The following is a 17,837-nucleotide window of genomic DNA, read 5'->3' as shown; positions in this document are numbered from 1 at the left end:
GAGGGTGCGCGTGGAGCTGTTCCTCACCGTCGTGAGCGGGCTGGCCTGGACGATCGTGTACGTCGAGTCGATCCGCGTCGGCCTCGTGCAGCGGACCTACGCGATGCCGGTCGCCGCGCTCGCGCTCAACTTCGCCTGGGAGTCGATCTACTCCGTCCGCGAGCTCAGCCAGGGACTCTCCGCGCAGGGAGCCGTCAACGTGGTCTGGGCGCTGGCCGACGTCGTCATCATCCACACCTTCCTGCGCCACGGCCGCGCGGAGTTCCCCGCCTTCGTCACCCGGGCCCGGTTCGCGGCCGGCAGCGTGGTGCTGTTCGGCTCCGCGTACGCCGTCCAGCTGCTCTTCCTGGCCCACTTCGGCGGACACGACGCCGTGCGCTACTCCGCCTTCCTGCAGAACCTCCTCATGTCCGGGCTGTTCATCGCCATGCTGCTGGCCCGCCGCGGGACGCGCGGCCAGAGCCTGACCATCGCCGTCGCCAAATGGCTCGGCACCCTCGCCCCCACGCTGCTGTTCGGCGTCCTGGAGGGATCCGGCTTCATCCTGGGACTCGGCCTCCTGTGCAGCGTGTTCGACCTCGCCTACATCGCCGCCCTTCTCGCCCTGCGCCGCCACCCCGACGCCCTGACCTCGCTGCCCTCCCCGGCCGCCCACCCCGTCGGCACCGTCACCGCGCCGCCGCGTCCGTCGTGACGGCCAGGGCCGCCGCCATGATGCTCAGCTGCGGGTTCACCTCCGGACAGCCGGGCAGCAGCGACCCGTCCGCCACCAGCACCCCCCGCACCCCGCGCAGCCACCCCCGCCCGTCGGCCGGGAACCGCCGCGGATCCGCGCCGCCCGCCACCGTGCCCGTCGGGTGGTAGGCCGACAGGTGCAGGTCGCGCGCGGTCGTCCGGCCCAGTACGTCGTCCAGCTCGCGCGGGGAACGGGCGCGCGGCGCCCGCGCGATGCCGGTCAGCACCTCCTGCGCACCCGCGGCGAACAGCACCCGCCCCATCGCCCGTACGGCGCCCAGCAGCCGCCCGGCGTCCCGGTCGTCGAGGTCGTAGCGGATCAGGGTGCGCCCGCGTCCCAGCACCCGGCCCGAGGGCCGGTCGGCGATCATCGCCCCCAGCGTGGCCAGGTGCCCGGCCCCCTCCAGTTCGGCCCGCAGCTCCCGGCCCAGGCCCGGCAGGACGAAACTGCCCATGCCCGGCGGCGTGGCGGTGGCCTCCAGCAGGATCCCCCGGTCGTGCAACTCCTCCACCCCGACGCTCTGCAGCACGCCCTCCCAGGCCGTCACCTCCCGCGTGAACCGCCCGGCCACACTGGTCGCCGGGTGCACGCTGAGGTTGCGCCCGAGCCGCGGATGGCCGCCCAGCCCCGAGCGGCGCAGCAGCGACGGCGACTGCAGGGCCCCGGCCGCGACCACGACCAGCGGGCCGAGGACCTCCAGCTCGCTGCCGTCCGTCCGGCGCACCCGTACCCCGGCGGCCGCCGCACCGCCCGGCCGGTCCGGGTCAACCAGGATGCGCAGGACCCGGGCGCCGGTGACGATCCGGGCGCCCGCCGCGCACGCGTCGGGGAGCACCGACAGCTGCACGCTCTGCTTGGCCCCGGTCGGACAGCCCACCACGCACTGGCAGGAACCCTTGCAGCCGGGCGCGTTGCGGCGCAGCGGCGCGGCCCGCCAGCCCAGCTCCCGGGCCCCGGCCAGGGCCAGCAGCCCGTTGTTGCCGAGCACGTCCAGCGGCTGGGTGGCCACCCGCAGGGTGCGCTCGACCTCGTCCAGGTGCTCCGCGAAGCCCTCGGTGAACGCGCAGCCGTACGTGGCGCGCCAGCGCTCCAGCACATGGTCCGGAGTCCGGTAGCAGGTACCGGAGTTGACGACGGTGGTCCCGCCGACGGCCCGCCCCGTGGGCAGCAGCAGCGGCGGCCGGCCCAGGGCGACGGTGCCGCCGCCGTCCCGGTAGAGCGCGCCGAACCGGTCCAGGGGGGTGCGCCGGCCGAAGGAGGCCGTGGTGTGGTGGTGGCCCTCCTCCAGCACCACCACGCGCAGGCCGGCCCGGGCCAGGGTGCGCGCCGCGACGGCGCCGCCCGCGCCGGAGCCGATCACGATCGCGTCGGCGCGGCTGCGGGTGGGCCACTCGGTGGCGGGGACGCAGTCCAGCGGGGGATCGGGCGGCGCGAGCGGCGCCCGTACGGCCCGCGGCCGCTCCAGCATCCGCTCGGTACCCGCGGCCAGCAGGACCGGGACCTTCAGCAGGTCCAGCAGCGGAGCCAGCCGCGGCCGGGCACCGAGGGCCGTCATGACCTCCTCCCGCTCCGCGGGCGCCAGCCCCGCGAGCGGCCGGCCGGTCCGGGCGAGCGCGTACCCGTCCACGGCCAGGGCCGCGACCCGTACGCCGGCCCGCGCGGGCGGCGGCAGCGTGCGCAGGACGGCGTCCAGCCGGGCCGGTACGCGCGCCGGCCACCGCGCGCCGTCCGGATCGCGGGGGTCGCCGGGCCGGCCGTGGCCGCCGGGATCACCGGGGCCACCGGGGTCACCGGGGTCGGCCAACAGGGCGGCGACCAGCGGCGCGAGGGCGGTGGTCATCGGTCGCCCACCTCCGCGTGCGCGGTGCCGTTCAGGGTCCAGCTCGCCTCCGGCCGCCAGCGGCCCCACCATCGCTCGTACTCCACGACCGCGTCCGCCCGTTCGCTGTTGCGGCACACCGCGGGGGAGCCGTCGGGGTCGGCGTAGTCGAGCGCGAGGGTGCGCTCGGCGGGCAGGGTGACCCGGACCCGGATCCGCCGCAGGCCGGCGCGGCCGGTCACCGTCCAGACGGGCACGCCGAGTCGGGCGCGGAAGCGGCCCGCCCCCGCCCAGCCGACGGCGGCGCGCTCGGCGCGGCGCGGCCAGGTCCGGCCCCGGTGGCGCAGCCGCAGGAAGACCAGGGGCGGCAGCGCCCGCAGCCCGGGCCGGGTGGAGACGGCGGCGACCACCTCCAGGACGTCACCGCCGCCGAGGTCCGCGTGCAGCCATCCCCAGCGGCGGGCGTTGCCGTGGCCGTAGATCCGCGCGGAGGCGCCGGGCGCCGCGCTCAGCTCCAGCGTGCCGCCCGGGTGGTGGAGCGTGCCGTCGTACCGTGCGCGGGCGGCCGGCAGCATCTGCGCCGCGGGCAGCAGCGGGTGCCGCCAGGACCAGCGCGGGAACGTGAACAGCGGGCCGTCCTCGGCGCGTTCGGCCAGGTCCCAGGAGAAGCCGGCCGCTCTGCCGGTCAGCCGGCCGGGCCGGACGGTGACGTCCCCGGCGGCGAAGCCGTCGGCGCCGGGACCGGGCCGCCAGGGCCCGGGGCCGAACCGGGCGTGGGTGACCGGGCCGTCGGCGGGGAAGTGGGCCACCCAGCCGTGCGCGTAGGGCGCGGTCCCGTCGGCGGGGGAGACCAGCTCGTGGTGGAGCCAGATCCCGCTGCCGGTGGCGGGGTCGGTGGCGGTCGTGTACCAGACCTCGGTACGGCCCGGCTCGCCCGCCCAGCGGGGCGCGAGGGCGCCGGTCGTGTCCACCGCCCGCCGGTCCCGGCCCGGGCCCCCGCCCCGCTCGCCGTGCCGGGGGAAGCGGAAACTCGCCAGGAACGGCAGGAGCTGGGTGGTGAGGGGGAAGCGGAGGGTGCCGGAGCCGACCGGGGCGGCGTCCCCGCCGTACAGGGTGAAGGGCAGGACGGTCATCGAGCGCAGGGGCCGCAGCGGGTCGACCGACTTCCAGCCGTCGAGGGTCACGGGCCGCCCCGCGGCCGTGAAGGCGAGCCGGTAGCGGATCCGGCGCCGGGCCAGCGGTGAGATCTCCAGCGTGCCCGCGGCGTGCGGGTCGTCGGCCCACCCCCGTACGCGTACCCGGCCCGTCAGCGTGGCCTCGGTGGAGCCGGCCGGGCGCAGCGGTCGGTCGGCCGTCGCGCGCAGGTCCAGGCGCAGGGGGCGGGCCCGGTCCTCGCCGTCGAGGTGGAGCGTGCCGAGCATGGTCTCCCGGAACCGCGTACCGCGCGCGCTCACGCGAGTCCCTCCAGCATGATCCGTTCGGTGGCGGTCAGATAGGCGTCGGCGGCGGTGTGCGCGGCGGCCCGGTCGCCCGCGCGGACGGCCTCGACGACCGGGGCGAGCCGGGCGTGGGCGGCCTCCGGGTCGGCGAACGGTCCCACGAGCGCGGCGCGTACGGGCAGGTAGGCGTTGAAGAGGGTGTTGGTCAGCAGGACGTAGACCCGGTTGCCGGTGGCGCGGGCCAGGGCGCGGTGCACCTCGGCGTCGGCGAGCTGCACGGCGTCCCCGCCCTCCGACTCCCGTACGCGGGCGAGGAGTTCGGCGAGCGCGGTCCGGTCCTTCGCCGTGGCCCGGGCGGCGGCCCGCTCCGCGATCAACGCACCGATGCTGCGCCGTACTTCGAAGATCTCACCGATCCAGTCGGGGCTGTGCCGCACCAGCATGGGCAGCAGATCGGCGCCCCCGAGCCGCGCGAAGTCCCGCACCCGGGTGCCGACCCCGTGCCGGGTCTCCAGCAGACCGGCCTGGACCAGCCGGCCGAAGGCGTGCTTGAGGGTGGTGCGGGTGACGCCGTAGCCGTCGGCGAGCTCTCGCTCGGGCGGCAGCAGGCTCCCGGCCGGGTGCCGGCCCGCGAGGATGTCCTCACGCAGCCGGCCCTCCAGGACGTCGACGATGGTCTCGCGGGGCAGCGTCTCCACGGGATCCCTCTCAGGTGACCGATGGTGGCTCAGTGGCTCAGCCACTCAACCAATCTTGTCCGGGACCCGTCAATGCGTGCGGCTTTTTCTGGACACCTGTCCATGTATTCTGTACACCCGTCCAAAAAATCGGAGAGTGCACATGGAGATCGTCGCGATCGTGCTCGTCGCCCTGGTGGCGCTGCTGCACTGCTATTTCCTGGTCCTGGAGGTGTTCCTGTGGGAGCGGGCCCCGGGGCGCGCCCTGTCCGGGTTCGACGCCGACCTGGCCCGCGCGACCGCACCGCTGGCCGCCAACCAGGGGCTCTACAACGGCTTCCTCGCCGCCGGCCTGGTCTGGGGTCTGATCGCCGCCGATCCCACCGGGTACCGCGTCCAGGTCTTCTTCCTGCTCTGCGTCGTGGTGGCCGGTGTGTACGGCGGCCTCACGGCCAACCGCCGGATCCTGCTGGCCCAGGCCTTGCCCGGCGCGCTCGCCCTGGCCGCCGTCCTGGTCGCCGGGTGAGCCCCCGCCCGCCCGGCGACCCCCGGACCCTGCGGACCCGGGCCCGGCTGCACGAGGCGCTGCTGGCCGAGTGCGCGCAGCGGCCGCTGCGGGAGATCACCGTCAGCATGCTGGTGCGTCGCGCGGGCCTCGCGCGGGCCACGTTCTACCTGCACTACACCGACGTCCAGGACCTGGCCGTGGACACGTGCGCCGGCATCGTGCGCGAGGCGGTGGACGCCCTTCACGCCTGGCGGGGCGTCCCCGATCCGGCGGCCCCACCGCCCGCCCTGACCGCCTTCTTCGAGGGCGCGGCCACCCACGCCGACCTGTACCGGACCCTGCTGCACCCCGGTGGCGGCGGGCCGCTCGGCGACACCCTGCACCGGGAACTGCGCGCGCGGAGCCTGGCCGAACGCACCGCCGCCGGCGGGGCCGCGCCCGACCTGATCGCCTCCGCCGTCGCGGCCACCTTCACCGGCGTACTGGCGGACTGGAGCCACGGCCTGATCGGCGGCACGCCGGGTGCGCCGGGTGCGCCGGGTGCGTCGGCCGAGCCGGGTGCGCTGGGTACGCCGGCCGAGCCGGGCGCGGTGGCGGGGGACGTCTGGCGGCTGCTGATCGTCCTGCACCGCCACGGTGCCGGGCCGGGGCCCGCGCCCGCCGCCGGGCGGGCCGGTCCCGCCCCCGCGGTCAGGACTTCGGAGTCGGGGTCGCCGCCGGCAGGTTGAACACGTGGTTCGGGCTCACGATCTGGGTGATGGCCTGTCCGAACAAGGTGCTCGGCTCGATCCCGTCGTGCAGGATGTCCGTGTTCAGGAGCACGACCAGCGTGGCCCGCGCCGACGGGAAGTAGAGCGTCAGCGTTTCGTATCCGGGCAGCGAACCGTTGTGCCCGATCCAGCCCTGGACGTTGAAGATGCCGAGCCCGTAGCCGGCGCCGGCCACGCCGGTCGGCGCGGTCTTCAGGCGCTCGGCCTGCGTCTGGGGTGTCAGCAGGGTGCCGGTGGCCAGGGTGCGGGCCCAGCTGCGCAGGTCCGTCAGGTCGGAGATCATGGCGCCGGCCGCCCAGCCCCAGGACGGGTTCCAGTCCGTGGAGTTCTCGACCTTCCCCGTGGCGGTCTGGTTCGTGTAGCCCTGTGCGTGCGGCGCGGGGAACTCCGCACCGGTCGGGAAGAGGGTGTGCGACAGCCCGGCGCGCCGGACGACGTCCTTCCCGATGACCTCATGGAGGGGTCGGCCGGTGACCTTCTCGATCACGAGGCCGAGCAGGATGAGGTTGGTGTTGCTGTAGTCGAACTTCTCACCCGGCGCGAACAGTACGGGGTGCTCGAAGGAGTAGCCCAGCAGCTCCTGCGGGGTGAACGGGCGCCGCGGATCCGACGTCAGTGCCTTGAAGAAGCCCTCGTCCATGGAGTAGTTGAACAGCCCGCTGCGCATGCCCGCCAGCTGGCGCAGCGTGATCTTGTCGCCGTTGGGGACCCCGCTGACGTACTTGCCGATCGGGTCGTCCAGTCCCACCTTGTGCTGGTCGACCAGTTCGAGCAGGGCGGTGACGGTGAAGGTCTTGGTCTCGCTGCCGATGCGGATGTTCAGATTGTCGGTCATCGGCTGCCCCGTCGCCTTGTCGGCGATGCCGAAGCTGCGGACGTAGGTGCCCTTGCCCGGTATCCAGATCCCGGCCGTCACGCCAGGCACGTTCGCCTCGCGCATTACCTTGCGGATGGCGTCGTCCAGCTGCCGGGCGATGGCGGGCGTGAGCCGCGGGAAGTCGGTCCCGGTGGACGGTGTCGCCGCGGCGACGGGGCCGGTGCCGGTCGGGCCCGTGCCGGTCGCGCCGCCGTCCCCGTACGCCGCGCCCGCCGACACCGGTACGGCCAGGAGGCCGCAGGCCGCGGCCGCCACCGCTGCCCTGCGCCACCGACGCTGCGTACCCCTCATGGCGGGGCCTCCCGTCGCCTCGTGACAAGACTCCGGATCCAGCGTAGGCCCGCACCCCGCACGGCGCCGTCCGACGCCTCACCGGCCCGCGTCCGATCGGGCTCCCGCTCCGCCGCCGTCGGCCCGGCGGCGGAAGGCCTGAACGCGTTCTGGTGGGGATTCGCGACGCTATGTAATGTCACATCGCATGATGATCTTACGGCGCGCGGCATCCGCCGCGGCCCTCCTCGCCCTGGTCCTCCCCCTCGCAGTGACCTCCCCGGCCCACGCCGGTTCCGGTTCGGATGCCGGCGCCGGTGCGGCCGGTGCCGCCTGCCGCACCCGGCCCTCCGTACCGCTGGACGCGGAGCAGGCGCGCCTGGCGGACCCCCGCACCACCGCCCTGACCGAGCGGGGCGGGTTCGGTGACTTCGTACGCCGCTTCCCGGCCGCGCTGTGCGGCGCCCGCGACGCGGCCGAGGCGGCGCACCTCGTCACCGACTGGGGCGAGTCGCTGTGGTCGGCGGCCGTCCGCCGGGCCCAGGGGCAGCGGCCCGGGGGCGACCTCCCGGCCGGGGACGACCGGCCGCTGTACTGGACCCGGCTCGCGATGACCACGCAACTCGCCCGCTGGGAGCCCCGGTTCGGCGTCGACCGGCAGGCCCTGCGCGCCCGCTTCGAGGACGCCTCCCGGGGGCTGGTGGACAACGACTTCGGCGCCCGGCCGGACGTACGGCGCGTGTTCATCAGCGGCTTCGACCCCTTCGGGCTGGACGCCGAGCTGCGCCGGGCCAACCCCTCCGGTTCCGCCGCCCTCCAGCTCAACGGCCGTCGGGTCACCCTCGCCGACGGCAGTGGCGCCGAGATCCGGGCGGTCGTCCTGCCGGTCCGCTACGGGGACTTCGACGCCGGCATCGTGGAACGCGCCTTCGCGCCCCGCATGCAGGGGCATGGCCAGGACCAGGGGCGGGGCCGGGGCGCGGCGGACGTCATCACCACCGTCAGCCAGGGCTACCCGGGCATGTTCACCCTGGAGGCGTGGGCGGGCCGGTCCCGTTCGGCCGACCCCTACCCCGACAACACCGGTGCCCTGTCGGGGGGTACGCGTGAACGTCCCGTGACCGCGCCGGGCCTGGCTCCGGGGCCGGAGTTCATCCGTACGACGCTCCCGGCCGACGCCGTGACCGCCGCCGTGCAGACGCCGTACCCGGTGCTCCTGAACACCGCCGTCACCGAGATCCCCGCGGGCGCCACCGCTCCGGTGGACCGGGCGGACGGCCCGACCCCGGGTGCGCGGGCCGTGGCGGGCGGGGGCGGCGGATACCTGTCGAACGAAGTGGCGTACCGGTCCAACCTGCTGCGGGGCGAACTCGCCCCGCACCTGCCCGGCGGTCATCTGCACACCCCGGTGCTGACCGGCCTGCCGGCGGATCAGCGGCAGCTGACCGGGCCCGAGTTCGAGCGGAACGAGAGCGCGATCACCGCCGAGGTGCTGGCGGTGCTCGTCCACACGGCCGTCCGTCCGGCGCCCTGACCACCACCCTCACGGGCTGCTCCACAGGGCTGTTGGAGTGAACCGGCGGAACCAGGCGGGGGCCGGGCAGTTGGTCAGGGCGCCCATTCGGGGTTCTCAGGCGACTAAAAGGATCAATGATGCTCAAGAAGATCATGGCGACCGCTGCTGCCACTGCCGCTGTGGTGGGCGCCGGGGCCGCTATGGCCGCGCCGGCGATGGCCATCGGCAACGACAACGGGGTCAACACCGTCAACGGCAACGGCGCGCACCAGATCTACGGCAACCAGAAGACCGCCGGCGCCATGAGCCCCCAGGCCAGCCTGATCCAGGGCTCCGCCAACAAGCCGTGCATTGGTCTGCCGGTGAAGGTCAACGCCCAGTCGCTGTTCGCGCTCATCGCCAACGTCGGTGTCCAGGACGTCAACGTCCTGTCCAACCCGATGAACCAGCAGTGCGTCGAGAACTCCACCCAGGCCAAGGGCGACGAGTCCCTCTCGCACATCCTGGACAACATCCCGGTGCTGTCGGGCAACCTCTCCGCCAACAGCTGACCCTCGCACCGCGCCGCGGCCCGGGACCCCCTGCCACCTGCGCGAGTGCCCAGGGGCCTCGGGACCGCTCACCCACCGGCCGGAGCCGACGGACCGTCGGCTCCGGCCGGTGCGCGTTGCCCACGGGGGACGGCTTCAGCCCTTGCGGGCTCCGTTCCCGTTCCCGTTCCCGTTCCTGTTTCCGGCACCGCTTCCCGCCCCGGCGCCGAAGGCGTGGGCGAGCCGTTCGAGGACGTGCCCCACGTGCCCGGCCGGGCGGTCCCCGCCGCACCGGTGCGGCCGTGCCGCCGCCCGCTGGTGGATCAGGGTGGCCATGAGTTCGGCCTGGCGCTCCTGCAGTTCGGTGTAGTCGGTACGGCCGCGGGCGAGCAGCCTGCGCACCATCGCCGGGTCGAGCCCGGGGAAGAGGCCGGCCACTCCCGCACTCCAGGAGCCGCCGCCCTGGCCGTCGGCCACGGTGCCGTGGTCCAGGAGCAGGTGCGCGATCTCGTGCAGGATGATGTGCTTCTGATGCAGTGGGCTCGTCGACGACTCGTAGAAGATGTGGTCGGCGCTGCCGAGGCCGATCCACAGCCCGCACAGCCCGGCGGTCGTCCCCGCCTGCGGGGGGAGCGGGGAGAGCACCATCGGCCTCCCGCGTTGCTGCTCGATCGCCTCGCGCAGGGTGTCGATGGTCAGCGGCCGGGCCGGGGAGAGCGGCAGACCGTCGAGGATGGCCGAGCACCGGGCGCTGAACTCGGCCCAGGATGCGTCATCCATCGCGAACCCTGCCTCCCTGCACCGGCGATCGACCGGGGCATTCTAACCGTGTGGCTCCCCGGTTCCACCCGGCCCGCGGGGCGCCCGGCCGATCTTCTCCACCAGCCCGCGGACGACGTCCAGGCCTTGGGCGGAGAGCGTGGCGACAGCGGCGGCCCGCAGGGCGACGGCGCGGACGTCGTTGCAGCGCATCGCGGAGATCAAGGCGAGTTGCGCCATCGTCTGGTCGGCTACGGCGTCGTCGACGAAGTAACCGACGGGCACCCCGAAGAAGTCGGCCAGTGCCCGCAGTGTCCCGAGCGTCGGGTTCGGGGCCTTGCCGTTCATCAGCATGGACAGGCGCCCCACGGACAGGGAGGTACCGCCGGGCTCCTCGACGGACTTGATGCCGTCCACCACTTCCTGGAGGGTGTGACGCCGCCCGAGTGGCTGCACGTGCGTGAAGAGGTACTCCAGTCGGTCGGCAAGCCGCTGTCCTTCGGTCTCGCTCACGGCTCGCGCACCTCTCGCCTCTTCCCGATTCGCCCCGGTCACAAGGCGATTGTCCCGCAGGCCCGGCGAACGCGCGTCGGCGGGGAGGACGGACCCCCGTGCCATCCTCCCCGCCGACGTACACCGTCCCCTGGGGACGGGTCACCCCATGCTTTCGCATGAAGTGAATCGCGCCTCGGGATACGGGCCGGTACTCAGGCTCAAACATGGGCCGTGACCGGTGCGTACGACTCCATACTTGCTGCCGTCGTGCCACTGAGTCAACTTAAAATGAAACCGCTGCTTCGCAGGAGCCGCCGCACACCGACCGGAATCGGTATCTTCCCCCACCCCGGCGGGCCACTTCCACGGATTTCCGGCCCGGGGGGCGAAGAGGAACGGCGAAGAGGAACGACAATGGGGAAGGGCGATGAGGCCCGCTGGACGGGTGTTCAGGGGCAGGGGTCCGTGTAGGGAAGGTCGGGGAAGACGGTGCGCCAGGTGTCCCGCGGTGCGGGACCGGGCCGGGTGGCGCACAGCGACCGGGCGAGCCGGCCGGGGTCGGTGGGCAGGAAGGCCGTGCGGGCACCGAGGCCTTCGAGGAGATCCGTACCCGTGTACAGCGCGAGCGTGGTGCCCGTCGGGTCGAACTGGGCGACCGAGAAGCCGAGGATGCCGTCGGTGAGAGCGGTGACGTGGTAGACGAGTCGGCTGTCGACCGGACCGTGGGGTGGCGTGTCGGTGATCCGCCATACGGCGAGGTCGCGGCCGCCGGCCTCGTTGTCCCACGCGGCGATCAGGCCCGCCCTGCCATGTCCGGTGAGGCCGTCGAGTTTGCTCAGGGAGCCCTGGAGTGCCGCCTTGCCCGGTCGGCCGCCCAGAGCCCACAGGGACGGCTCCCCGGATTCCGACAGTGTGGCCATCACCCGCCGGGACGCCATCGCCAGGTGGAGCGGGTCACCGGTGATGTCGGTGGCGGCACCTGCGCCCGCTGTCGAGGTACCCGCGCCCGCCGCCGCGGCGGCTGTGGGCGCGGGCGTGGTGGTGGCCGTGGCCGGGGGTGCGGTGCCGGGACCGTGCAGGGGCTGGGCGGCGAAGCGCGGCGGTGCGAACGGGTCCCGCTGCGTGCTGTCGGGCGCGGTGACGAGCACCGCCTGGTCATCGGCCCGTTCGGCGGGGAAGATGCTCGACGGGGTGCCCCTCACCTCCGCGCCGCGCCGCGGCCGGCGCGGGTCGGAGACGTCCCACAGCTGGGTGGACTTCTCCGACATGAGGGCCAGCGTGTCGGCCCTCACGAACGCCGGCGTCATCCCCGGGTCCTCACCGGCGGGGATCTCGGCGAGCCGCCGCGGGCTGTCCAGATCGGTGATGTCCCAGAGCACGAGCGGCCCCTTCGCGCGGTCCTGGACCGCGAGCACCCGGCCGTCCCGGCTGACCGCGGGCCTGCCGCCCACCGTGAACACCGCCCCTGCGCGCAGTGTGCCGTCCGCGAGGTTCCACAGCGCGATCCTGGTACGCGTCCCGTCCTGCGTCAGCAGAGCGTCCCGGCCCGGGAGGAAGCGGGGCACGATCCAGGGCGGGGGCAGGGTCGCCACCTTCCGAGGCCTGCCGGTCTCGGGCAGCCGCCAGACCGCGCCGGTCGTGTCCGTATCCGTCGCCAGCAGCCGCCCGTGGTCGGCGAAGGCGTTCGCGGGGCCGCGCCGGGACACCCCGATCCGCTCGGGGAGGGTACGCGCGGGTGGGTGCCACAGGCGGATCGTGCCGTCGGAGCCGCCCGTGGCGATCCCGCGCCCGTCCGGCCGGTAGACCAGGGACAACAGCGTGCCGGTGCCCGGCAGCGGCACGCCGGCACCGAGCGCGTCGGGTGTGCGGTCCTGGCGCAGCAGGCGGGCACGGCCGTCGACGGAGGACGCCGCGAGGTGGCTGCCGTCGGGGGAGTAGGCGAGCTGCGGGTGCACGGGGGCCCGGGTGGGCAGGCTGCCGGTCACCTCCTTGAAGCGGTCCGGGTCGGAGGTGTCGAACAGCCGCACGCCTCCTGTGATGCTGCCCGCCGCCAGCAGGGTTCCGTCCGGATGGAAGGCGGTCGACAGCAGCGTCTGATCGTCGAGACGGCCGCGCGGCCGCGGACCACCCGGGGCCGCGATGTCCCACAGCTGGAGGGAGTCGCCCTTCGGGGCGACGGCGGTGTCGTCGGTCACGGCGACGGCGAGCGTCCGGCCGTCGGGATGGAAAGCGGCCGCGATGGCGTGGTGCCCGCGGCCGGACACCTGCAGCGTGGTCAGGGCCGGCGCCGCCGGATCGGTCAGGTCCCACAGCAGCACCCGTCCGCGGTCCACCGGCACGGCCATGGTGCGGCCGTCCCGGCTGCCGACCGGGGGATGGATCCGGCCCACGTCCCTCTGCTGACGGACGATCAGGCGAGGTGCGTGCACGTCCTCGACCGACCAGACGGACAGGCCCTCGGCCGTGGCCACGGCCAGATGCTGGCCGCCCGGACCCCAGACGGCTCCGCCCCGCCCGGTGCGCAGCACCGCACCGGGGACGGGGCGGTAGGGGTCACGGGTGTCCCACAGGCGCAGGGTGTCGTCGCGCGAGACGCTGGCCAGGGCGGTGCCGTCCGGGCGGTAGGCCAGGGAGAGGACCTTGTCCCGGTGGCCCGGCAGGGACACCGGGACCGGCGTCATCGCCGAGCGCACCAGACTCGCCCGGGCCTCGGCCGTCGACGCCCTGCGGTACGCGGCCAGGCTCATGTCCAGCGCCGCCGCGGGATCCTCGGCGCGCAGGGCGTCGGCCTGCGCCGCGATCCGCTGCGAGGCCAGCTCCGCCGCTCGCTCACGGGCCCGGGCGCCCTGCTGGAGGGCGACCGTTCCCGCCACCGTGAGGAGCAGGGCCAGCGCCACGACGGCGCTGGTGATCAGGGCCCGTCGCATCCGGATCCGCCGGTCCAGACGGACGCAGGCGCGGACGAAGTCGCTCTCCAGGGCGGTGAAGGCGATACCGGTGGTGGTGCCGGCCGGCGGTGGCTCCGCCTTTCCGTCCGGCGCGGGCCGCAGCGCCGCGAGCCGGGCGCCGGTGAACAGGTAGTGCGCGGAGCGGCCGTGGTGTTCCCACTGCGCGGCGGCGTCCGCGAGCTGCTGGTGCGCGATCAGCTCGGCCCGGGCCTCGAGGATCCACGAGCGCAGCAGCGAGCAGGCACGCAGCAGGGCCTCGTGCGCGATCCGTACGCGGTCGTGGTCCACGATGACCAGCCGGGCGGCGGCGAGCCGGTCGCAGACGAGCCGGAACCGCTCCTGGTCCCGCGGATCACGTCCCGCCAGCAGCTCGGCCATGACGACCGGGCGCGGCACGGCTTCGCCGTCGGCGGTCAGGTGCACCATGCGCAGCAGCAGTTCCCGCGCCGCGCGCCGGCCGGCCTCGTCCAGGCCGTCGTACAGCTGCCCGAACGTGGTGGTGACCGAGCGCCAGATCCCGCCGGTCGCCTCGTAGCCGGCCAGGGTGAGCACGGCGCCGGAGCGATTGCGGAAGGTCTCGTGCAGCGCGTGCGCCAGGAACGGCAGGGCGGTCTCCCCGTGTTCCCGCTCCCCCGGACCGACGGCGGCGGACCGGCTGAGGTCGTCGAGGACGCGGTCGGCGAGGCCGTCCTGGAGGACCAGGCCCGCGAGCGCGGCGGGACGCTCGATGACGGCACGGAGCTCACCGCGGCCCAGCGGGGGCAGGTTCAGCGGCCCCGTGGCGTCGAGGGCCGCTCTCAGCCCCGGGTGGCCCAGGCAGTTGCCGTAGTGGTCGGCGCGCACGGCCAGGACGATCCGGGGGCGGGAGGCCTGACCGGCGCGTTGCTCCTGATCCTGCGCGCAGAGCAGGCGGATCAGGGCGGCCCGCTCGGCGGTGTCCTCGCAGCGGGTGAACACCTCCTCGAACTGGTCGACCACCAGCAGTCGGCACGCGGGCCGCCCGGGCAGCGGCGACGGGAAACGCCCCTCGCCGAGCGCCCGTGCCACCTCCGCCTCCTCCCGTCCGGTGGCCTGCGACCACAACCGGGCGAGGGCGCGCATCGGATGGGGCCCCGGAGCCGGCAGGAGCAGCGCGGGCCACGTTCCCTCCCCGCCCCCGCCCTCTTCCGCCGGCTCCCCTTCGTGGTCGCCGGCGTGCCCGTGCGCGGCCTGCGCCAGCAGGCCGGCCCGCAGCAGCGAGGACTTCCCCGCCCCCGAGGCCCCGACCAGGAGCACCGGACGGGTGCGGCCGGCCGGATCGCGCACCAGCCGCAGCAGCCGTCGGGTGGCCTCCTCGCGCCCGAAGAACCAGTCGCTGTCCTGTGGCCGGAACGGACCCATGCCCGGGTACGGGCACGGCACGTCGGCGGGCGGCTCGGCACCGGGGACGGCGCCCGGCCGGTACGCACGGTTGGGGGCGACGACGAGCCGGCTCAGGGTGCCGTCGCTCTGCCGGTGCGGGCGGCCGGAGTCGTCACCTGCCGCGCGGTCCAGACAGGTGTGCAGGCCGTCCAGGGTCAGCAGCGGCGGCCCGGTCGGATCCCCTTCCTCCAGCACGCGCAGCAGCCGGCCGCCGAACAGCGTGTGCCGTTCGCCCACGGGAGCGAAGGAGAGCGAGAAGTACGAAGCCGAGGCGAGCAGGAAGCTGCCGCGCGGCCCGGCCGAGACGAACGGATCACCGGTCCGGGCGCCCGCCGCCACCGTCGCACGACCGGAGAAGCAGCAGTCGAGGAGGACGGCGCTGCCGGCCCGCGCCCCGCCGAGGAGATCGCGGACCGTGCGGTAGGGAACGGCTGACGCGACCCGGTCCGGTGCCGGACACCCGTGCGTCGCCAGGTAGAGCTCGTCCCCCGGACCCAGCAGCCCATGACCCACGTACGCGAACAGCACCACACCGGTGGCCTGCGCGACGGCCTCCTCCACGGCGGCGAGCACCATCGCCGCCCCCGCCTCGGAGGGCACCCGGCAGATGGCGGCCTCCGGCATGCCGCACACCTCGTGCAGCACCCGGCCCAGGTCGTCGAGCGTCGTGGTCACACTGGGAAGCGCCGGCAGAGTGGAGCCGGGCGCATGGCCGCCGGTGCCCACCAGCACGGCGCGCGCTCCGGGCGAGGCGAGACCGGTCCCGGACGACACCGCCGCCGGCTGCTCCCGGGCACTCATGACGTGGGCGGGCCGGCCGGCGGACGCCGCTCCCCGCCACCTTCCACGGTCGGGACGGACGCGGGCTCCGGTGCCGGGGCCGGGGCCGGCACCGCTGCCGGGGCCGGTGTCGGATCGAGCCCTGCGGCGATGTGCCGCATCAGCTCCTCGGTCTGCGCGCCGTCCATCGCGGCGACCTGAGAGGTCGTCAAGGTGATCTCGGTGCCGTCGGGCCGGGTGATGACCACGGTTCGGCTGCTCTTGCGCGTCTGCACCCACGCGATCAGCGCGCCCGCCAGGACCGTCGCGACGCCCCCCGGTGCGAGAAGGGCCAGGAGCGCGTCCCCGGCCAGCCCCATCGCCCCTGGCTCGGGCACCGGGTCGGCCGCCCGGTGCACGCGCCCGCGCAACGCGGGTTGGGTGTCCAGCCAGCCCCGGAGCTCGTCCGTGCTGTCGGCGGCTCCCGGTCCGTCCGCCGGATCGGGCGCCTCACGGTGGACGGAGATGGTGATCTGCACGGCCCCTCCCCAGGGTCGGAGCGGCGTGTACGGAAACGCCGCGCTCGATCACGGAGTGTAGTGGATCGACTCCATCGCGTGTCGGCCTGTGGAAAACGGCCCCGCGGGGCCCGCCGTCACCCGAACGGGTGAGCTCATGTCACATCCGGGGCGGCCGGCTGCTTTTAGAGGCAGAACAACCGGCACATGCGGCGCCCGGCGCGCCGCGCGGCAAGAGGAGCGGCAGTGGACCCGGCAACGACGACGACGGCTGCGGCAGCAGGGGTGGGGACGGCACTGGTGTGCCTGTTACGCCTCGGCTACCGGTGGATCAAGGCGCGCGCTGCCGTGCGGCGCGCCGAACTGGACCAGCACGGACTGTCCGCGCGGATCCGGTCCCTGCCGCCCGGCAGCAGGCTGACCGAGCGGACGGCCGACCGTGAGGTCGAGATCGTCGTCGGCACGGGCGGGGAGTGATGACCATGACCGAGTCCCCGGCGCCCGTCGGCCATCCGCGGCCCCGGCAGCGGGCCCGCCCCGTCCTGCCGTACCCGGGCGACGACTTCGAGGTCTTCTACCGGCGCGAGATGAACGCGGTGTCGGTGTTCCTGATGCACCTGGGCGCTTCGCCCTACGAGGCCGCCGATGCCGCGCACGAGGCCTTCACCAAACTGCTGCCCGATACCTGGCGCACGCTGGAACACCCCCGCGCCTGGCTGCGCACCACCGCCCTGCGCTGCTACTGGCGGCAGAACGACCGGCGCATCACGCCCTGCGACCCGGTACCCGACCGGCCGGGAGGCACGTGCCCCGTGGCCGAGGTGCTGGTCGGCGAGAGCCAGCAGCGGGTCATCGACGCGCTGCGCCGGCTGCCGCCCGCCGAGCGGGACGTCATGGCCTGGGCCATGGACGGTTTCACGCACGAAGAGATCAGCCGCACCCTCGGCAAGACCCCCGCGGCCGTCCGGCAGAACTACCGGCGGGCCCGCACCCGCCTGGTCACGCTCCTCGGCCTCGACACCCCCTGCCCGGACGGCGGTCGCGAGGACACGGCACCCCCCGAGGCCGTCGACGACACCCACAGCGCCGACGACACCCACAGCACCCACGGCACCGCCCGCCCCCACGGCACCGACGACCAGCGTGACGAGGAGGAACACCGTCATGAGTGACAGCACCCCGCCCGAGGAGCGGCTCGAGCAGCTCCTGCGGGACCACCACGCCGAGCTCCTGCGCACCATGGACGCATCCCTGGACACGGTGACCGGCCTGAGCAACCTCCGCCCGCTGCACGGCGCCACGGCCGGCTCCCGAAGCGCACAGCCACTGGACCGGGCCCTCCACCGGATCACCCTGGAGCAGCGGCACCTGGACTCCCTCGTCTTCCGCTTCCGCGAGACCGAGCACCGGCTGGAGCACGAACGCTCCTCGTTCAGTCTCACCCCGGTGATCCACGCGCTCTCCCGGGCGGGCCGGGGACTCGACCGGATCGACCACGACCTGCGCACCCGTCAGGTGTCGCAGACCACCGTCACCACCGCCTTCCGGGAGGTCCTCACCGAACTCCACCGCGCCCAGGCCCGCATCGGGCGGGACAAACGCCAACCACGGCACCCCGCCCCGGGGGAGCGGCACTGCGACCACCCCTTCCCCCGACTGGAGGTCCTCCTCAGAGAACAGGCCACCCGGATGACCGAGCTCCGCCACGCGGTCGTGCGGCTCCTCGCGCCCGTGAACAGCCACGCCCAGGAGGACCACGCGCAGCTGCCCTGCTCCCTCGACGATCGGTCACCGGGGTGATGTCCCGGCCCGCCG

Annotated in this window: 16 protein-coding genes; 8 read left to right on the top strand and 8 right to left on the bottom strand. The window is 74.7% G+C overall.

Annotated elements, in window-relative coordinates; all coding sequences use genetic code 11:
- The first annotated feature begins 10 nt into the window (after positions 1-10).
- Entirely contained in the window at positions 11-694 is a 684-nt protein-coding gene (locus ACZ6KO_RS19920) for a transmembrane-type terpene cyclase (RefSeq protein ID WP_469305306.1), read from the top strand.
- On the opposite strand, the gene ACZ6KO_RS19915 is transcribed toward ACZ6KO_RS19920, so the two are convergent.
- The 3 genes from ACZ6KO_RS19915 to ACZ6KO_RS19905 are packed head-to-tail and all read right to left on the bottom strand — an operon-like array spanning position 669 to position 4,692.
- Positions 669-2,576 (bottom strand): GMC family oxidoreductase, encoded by a 1,908-nt coding sequence (locus tag ACZ6KO_RS19915; protein WP_469305305.1) that lies wholly within the window; start codon positions 2,574-2,576, stop codon positions 669-671. The genes ACZ6KO_RS19920 and ACZ6KO_RS19915 overlap by 26 nt on opposite strands.
- Entirely contained in the window at positions 2,573-4,009 is a 1,437-nt protein-coding gene (locus tag ACZ6KO_RS19910) for a hypothetical protein (RefSeq protein WP_469305304.1), read from the bottom strand. The genes ACZ6KO_RS19915 and ACZ6KO_RS19910 overlap by 4 nt, the downstream gene beginning before the upstream one ends.
- Positions 4,006-4,692, bottom strand: coding sequence for a FadR/GntR family transcriptional regulator (locus ACZ6KO_RS19905; RefSeq protein WP_469305303.1), 687 nt, complete (start codon positions 4,690-4,692; stop codon positions 4,006-4,008). Before ACZ6KO_RS19905 ends, ACZ6KO_RS19910 begins: the two co-directional genes overlap by 4 nt.
- Before the next feature lie 142 nt (positions 4,693-4,834).
- Here ACZ6KO_RS19905 and ACZ6KO_RS19900 point away from each other — a divergent pair, with 142 nt between their 5' ends.
- Entirely contained in the window at positions 4,835-5,197 is a 363-nt protein-coding gene (locus ACZ6KO_RS19900; protein WP_469305302.1) for a DUF1304 domain-containing protein, read from the top strand.
- Positions 5,194-5,907: a TetR/AcrR family transcriptional regulator gene (locus tag ACZ6KO_RS19895; RefSeq protein ID WP_469305301.1), complete on the top strand. Its 714-nt coding sequence runs from the start codon at positions 5,194-5,196 to the stop codon at positions 5,905-5,907. Before ACZ6KO_RS19900 ends, ACZ6KO_RS19895 begins: the two co-directional genes overlap by 4 nt.
- Here ACZ6KO_RS19895 and ACZ6KO_RS19890 read toward each other — a convergent pair.
- On the bottom strand, positions 5,870-7,117 hold the full coding sequence (locus ACZ6KO_RS19890; RefSeq protein ID WP_469305300.1) for a serine hydrolase domain-containing protein: 1,248 nt from the start codon (positions 7,115-7,117) through the stop codon (positions 5,870-5,872). The two genes, ACZ6KO_RS19895 and ACZ6KO_RS19890, sit on opposite strands and share 38 nt — an antisense overlap.
- Positions 7,118-7,304: 187 nt before the next feature.
- Between ACZ6KO_RS19890 and ACZ6KO_RS19885 the strand changes: the two genes are divergently transcribed.
- Positions 7,305-8,630 carry a pyroglutamyl peptidase gene (locus tag ACZ6KO_RS19885; RefSeq protein WP_469305299.1) on the top strand — a complete coding sequence of 442 codons (1,326 nt, stop codon included), beginning with the start codon at positions 7,305-7,307 and terminating at the stop codon, positions 8,628-8,630.
- Positions 8,631-8,749: 119 nt separating this feature from the next.
- Complete coding sequence (locus tag ACZ6KO_RS19880; protein ID WP_469305298.1) at positions 8,750-9,163, top strand: rodlin; 414 nt, start codon at positions 8,750-8,752, stop codon at positions 9,161-9,163.
- A 135-nt stretch (positions 9,164-9,298) separates the two neighbouring features.
- Here the strand turns inward: ACZ6KO_RS19880 and ACZ6KO_RS19875 are convergent, their stop codons facing one another.
- The 4 genes from ACZ6KO_RS19875 to ACZ6KO_RS19860 all read right to left on the bottom strand — a co-directional run bounded on the left by ACZ6KO_RS19875 (position 9,299) and on the right by ACZ6KO_RS19860 (position 16,043).
- Positions 9,299-9,922: a hypothetical protein gene (locus ACZ6KO_RS19875; protein WP_469305297.1), complete on the bottom strand. Its 624-nt coding sequence runs from the start codon at positions 9,920-9,922 to the stop codon at positions 9,299-9,301.
- 42 nt (positions 9,923-9,964) lie between these two features.
- Positions 9,965-10,414, bottom strand: a complete 450-nt coding sequence (locus ACZ6KO_RS19870; protein ID WP_469305296.1) for a helix-turn-helix domain-containing protein — start codon at positions 10,412-10,414, stop codon at positions 9,965-9,967.
- Positions 10,415-10,845: 431 nt separating this feature from the next.
- Positions 10,846-15,546, bottom strand: a complete 4,701-nt coding sequence (locus tag ACZ6KO_RS19865; RefSeq protein WP_469305295.1) for a caspase, EACC1-associated type — start codon at positions 15,544-15,546, stop codon at positions 10,846-10,848.
- Positions 15,543-16,043, bottom strand: coding sequence for an effector-associated constant component EACC1 (locus ACZ6KO_RS19860; RefSeq protein ID WP_469305294.1), 501 nt, complete (start codon positions 16,041-16,043; stop codon positions 15,543-15,545). The genes ACZ6KO_RS19865 and ACZ6KO_RS19860 overlap by 4 nt, the downstream gene beginning before the upstream one ends.
- A gap of 225 nt (positions 16,044-16,268) precedes the next feature.
- Here ACZ6KO_RS19860 and ACZ6KO_RS19855 point away from each other — a divergent pair, with 225 nt between their 5' ends.
- Genes ACZ6KO_RS19855 through ACZ6KO_RS19845 form a run of 3 tightly spaced genes read left to right on the top strand, consistent with a single transcriptional unit; the run spans position 16,269 to position 17,822 of the window.
- Positions 16,269-16,499 (top strand): hypothetical protein, encoded by a 231-nt coding sequence (locus ACZ6KO_RS19855; protein WP_469305293.1) that lies wholly within the window; start codon positions 16,269-16,271, stop codon positions 16,497-16,499.
- A 5-nt stretch (positions 16,500-16,504) separates the two neighbouring features.
- Complete coding sequence (locus tag ACZ6KO_RS19850) at positions 16,505-17,194, top strand: RNA polymerase sigma factor (RefSeq protein ID WP_469305292.1); 690 nt, start codon at positions 16,505-16,507, stop codon at positions 17,192-17,194.
- Positions 17,187-17,822, top strand: coding sequence for a hypothetical protein (locus ACZ6KO_RS19845; RefSeq protein WP_469305291.1), 636 nt, complete (start codon positions 17,187-17,189; stop codon positions 17,820-17,822). The genes ACZ6KO_RS19850 and ACZ6KO_RS19845 overlap by 8 nt, the downstream gene beginning before the upstream one ends.
- Positions 17,823-17,837 lie beyond the last annotated feature (15 nt).

The sequence above is a fragment of the Streptomyces sp. NPDC042102 genome (assembly GCF_055582305.1).
The sequence above is the reverse complement of the archived record's forward strand: the minus strand, read 5'-3'. Positions and strand labels throughout refer to the sequence as shown.

Excerpts from the sequence above, each read along its gene's own strand:
- ACZ6KO_RS19915 (WP_469305305.1), bottom strand. The coding sequence starts at position 2,576 with ATGACCACCGCCCTCGCGCCGCTGGTCGCCGCCCTGTTGGCCGACCCC.
- ACZ6KO_RS19900 (WP_469305302.1), top strand. The coding sequence starts at position 4,835 with ATGGAGATCGTCGCGATCGTGCTCGTCGCCCTGGTGGCGCTGCTGCAC.
- ACZ6KO_RS19890 (WP_469305300.1), bottom strand. The coding sequence starts at position 7,117 with ATGAGGGGTACGCAGCGTCGGTGGCGCAGGGCAGCGGTGGCGGCCGCG.
- ACZ6KO_RS19885 (WP_469305299.1), top strand. The coding sequence starts at position 7,305 with ATGATGATCTTACGGCGCGCGGCATCCGCCGCGGCCCTCCTCGCCCTG.
- ACZ6KO_RS19880 (WP_469305298.1), top strand. The coding sequence starts at position 8,750 with ATGCTCAAGAAGATCATGGCGACCGCTGCTGCCACTGCCGCTGTGGTG.
- ACZ6KO_RS19875 (WP_469305297.1), bottom strand. The coding sequence starts at position 9,922 with ATGGATGACGCATCCTGGGCCGAGTTCAGCGCCCGGTGCTCGGCCATC.
- ACZ6KO_RS19865 (WP_469305295.1), bottom strand. The coding sequence starts at position 15,546 with ATGAGTGCCCGGGAGCAGCCGGCGGCGGTGTCGTCCGGGACCGGTCTC.
- ACZ6KO_RS19850 (WP_469305292.1), top strand. The coding sequence starts at position 16,505 with ATGACCGAGTCCCCGGCGCCCGTCGGCCATCCGCGGCCCCGGCAGCGG.
- ACZ6KO_RS19845 (WP_469305291.1), top strand. The coding sequence starts at position 17,187 with ATGAGTGACAGCACCCCGCCCGAGGAGCGGCTCGAGCAGCTCCTGCGG.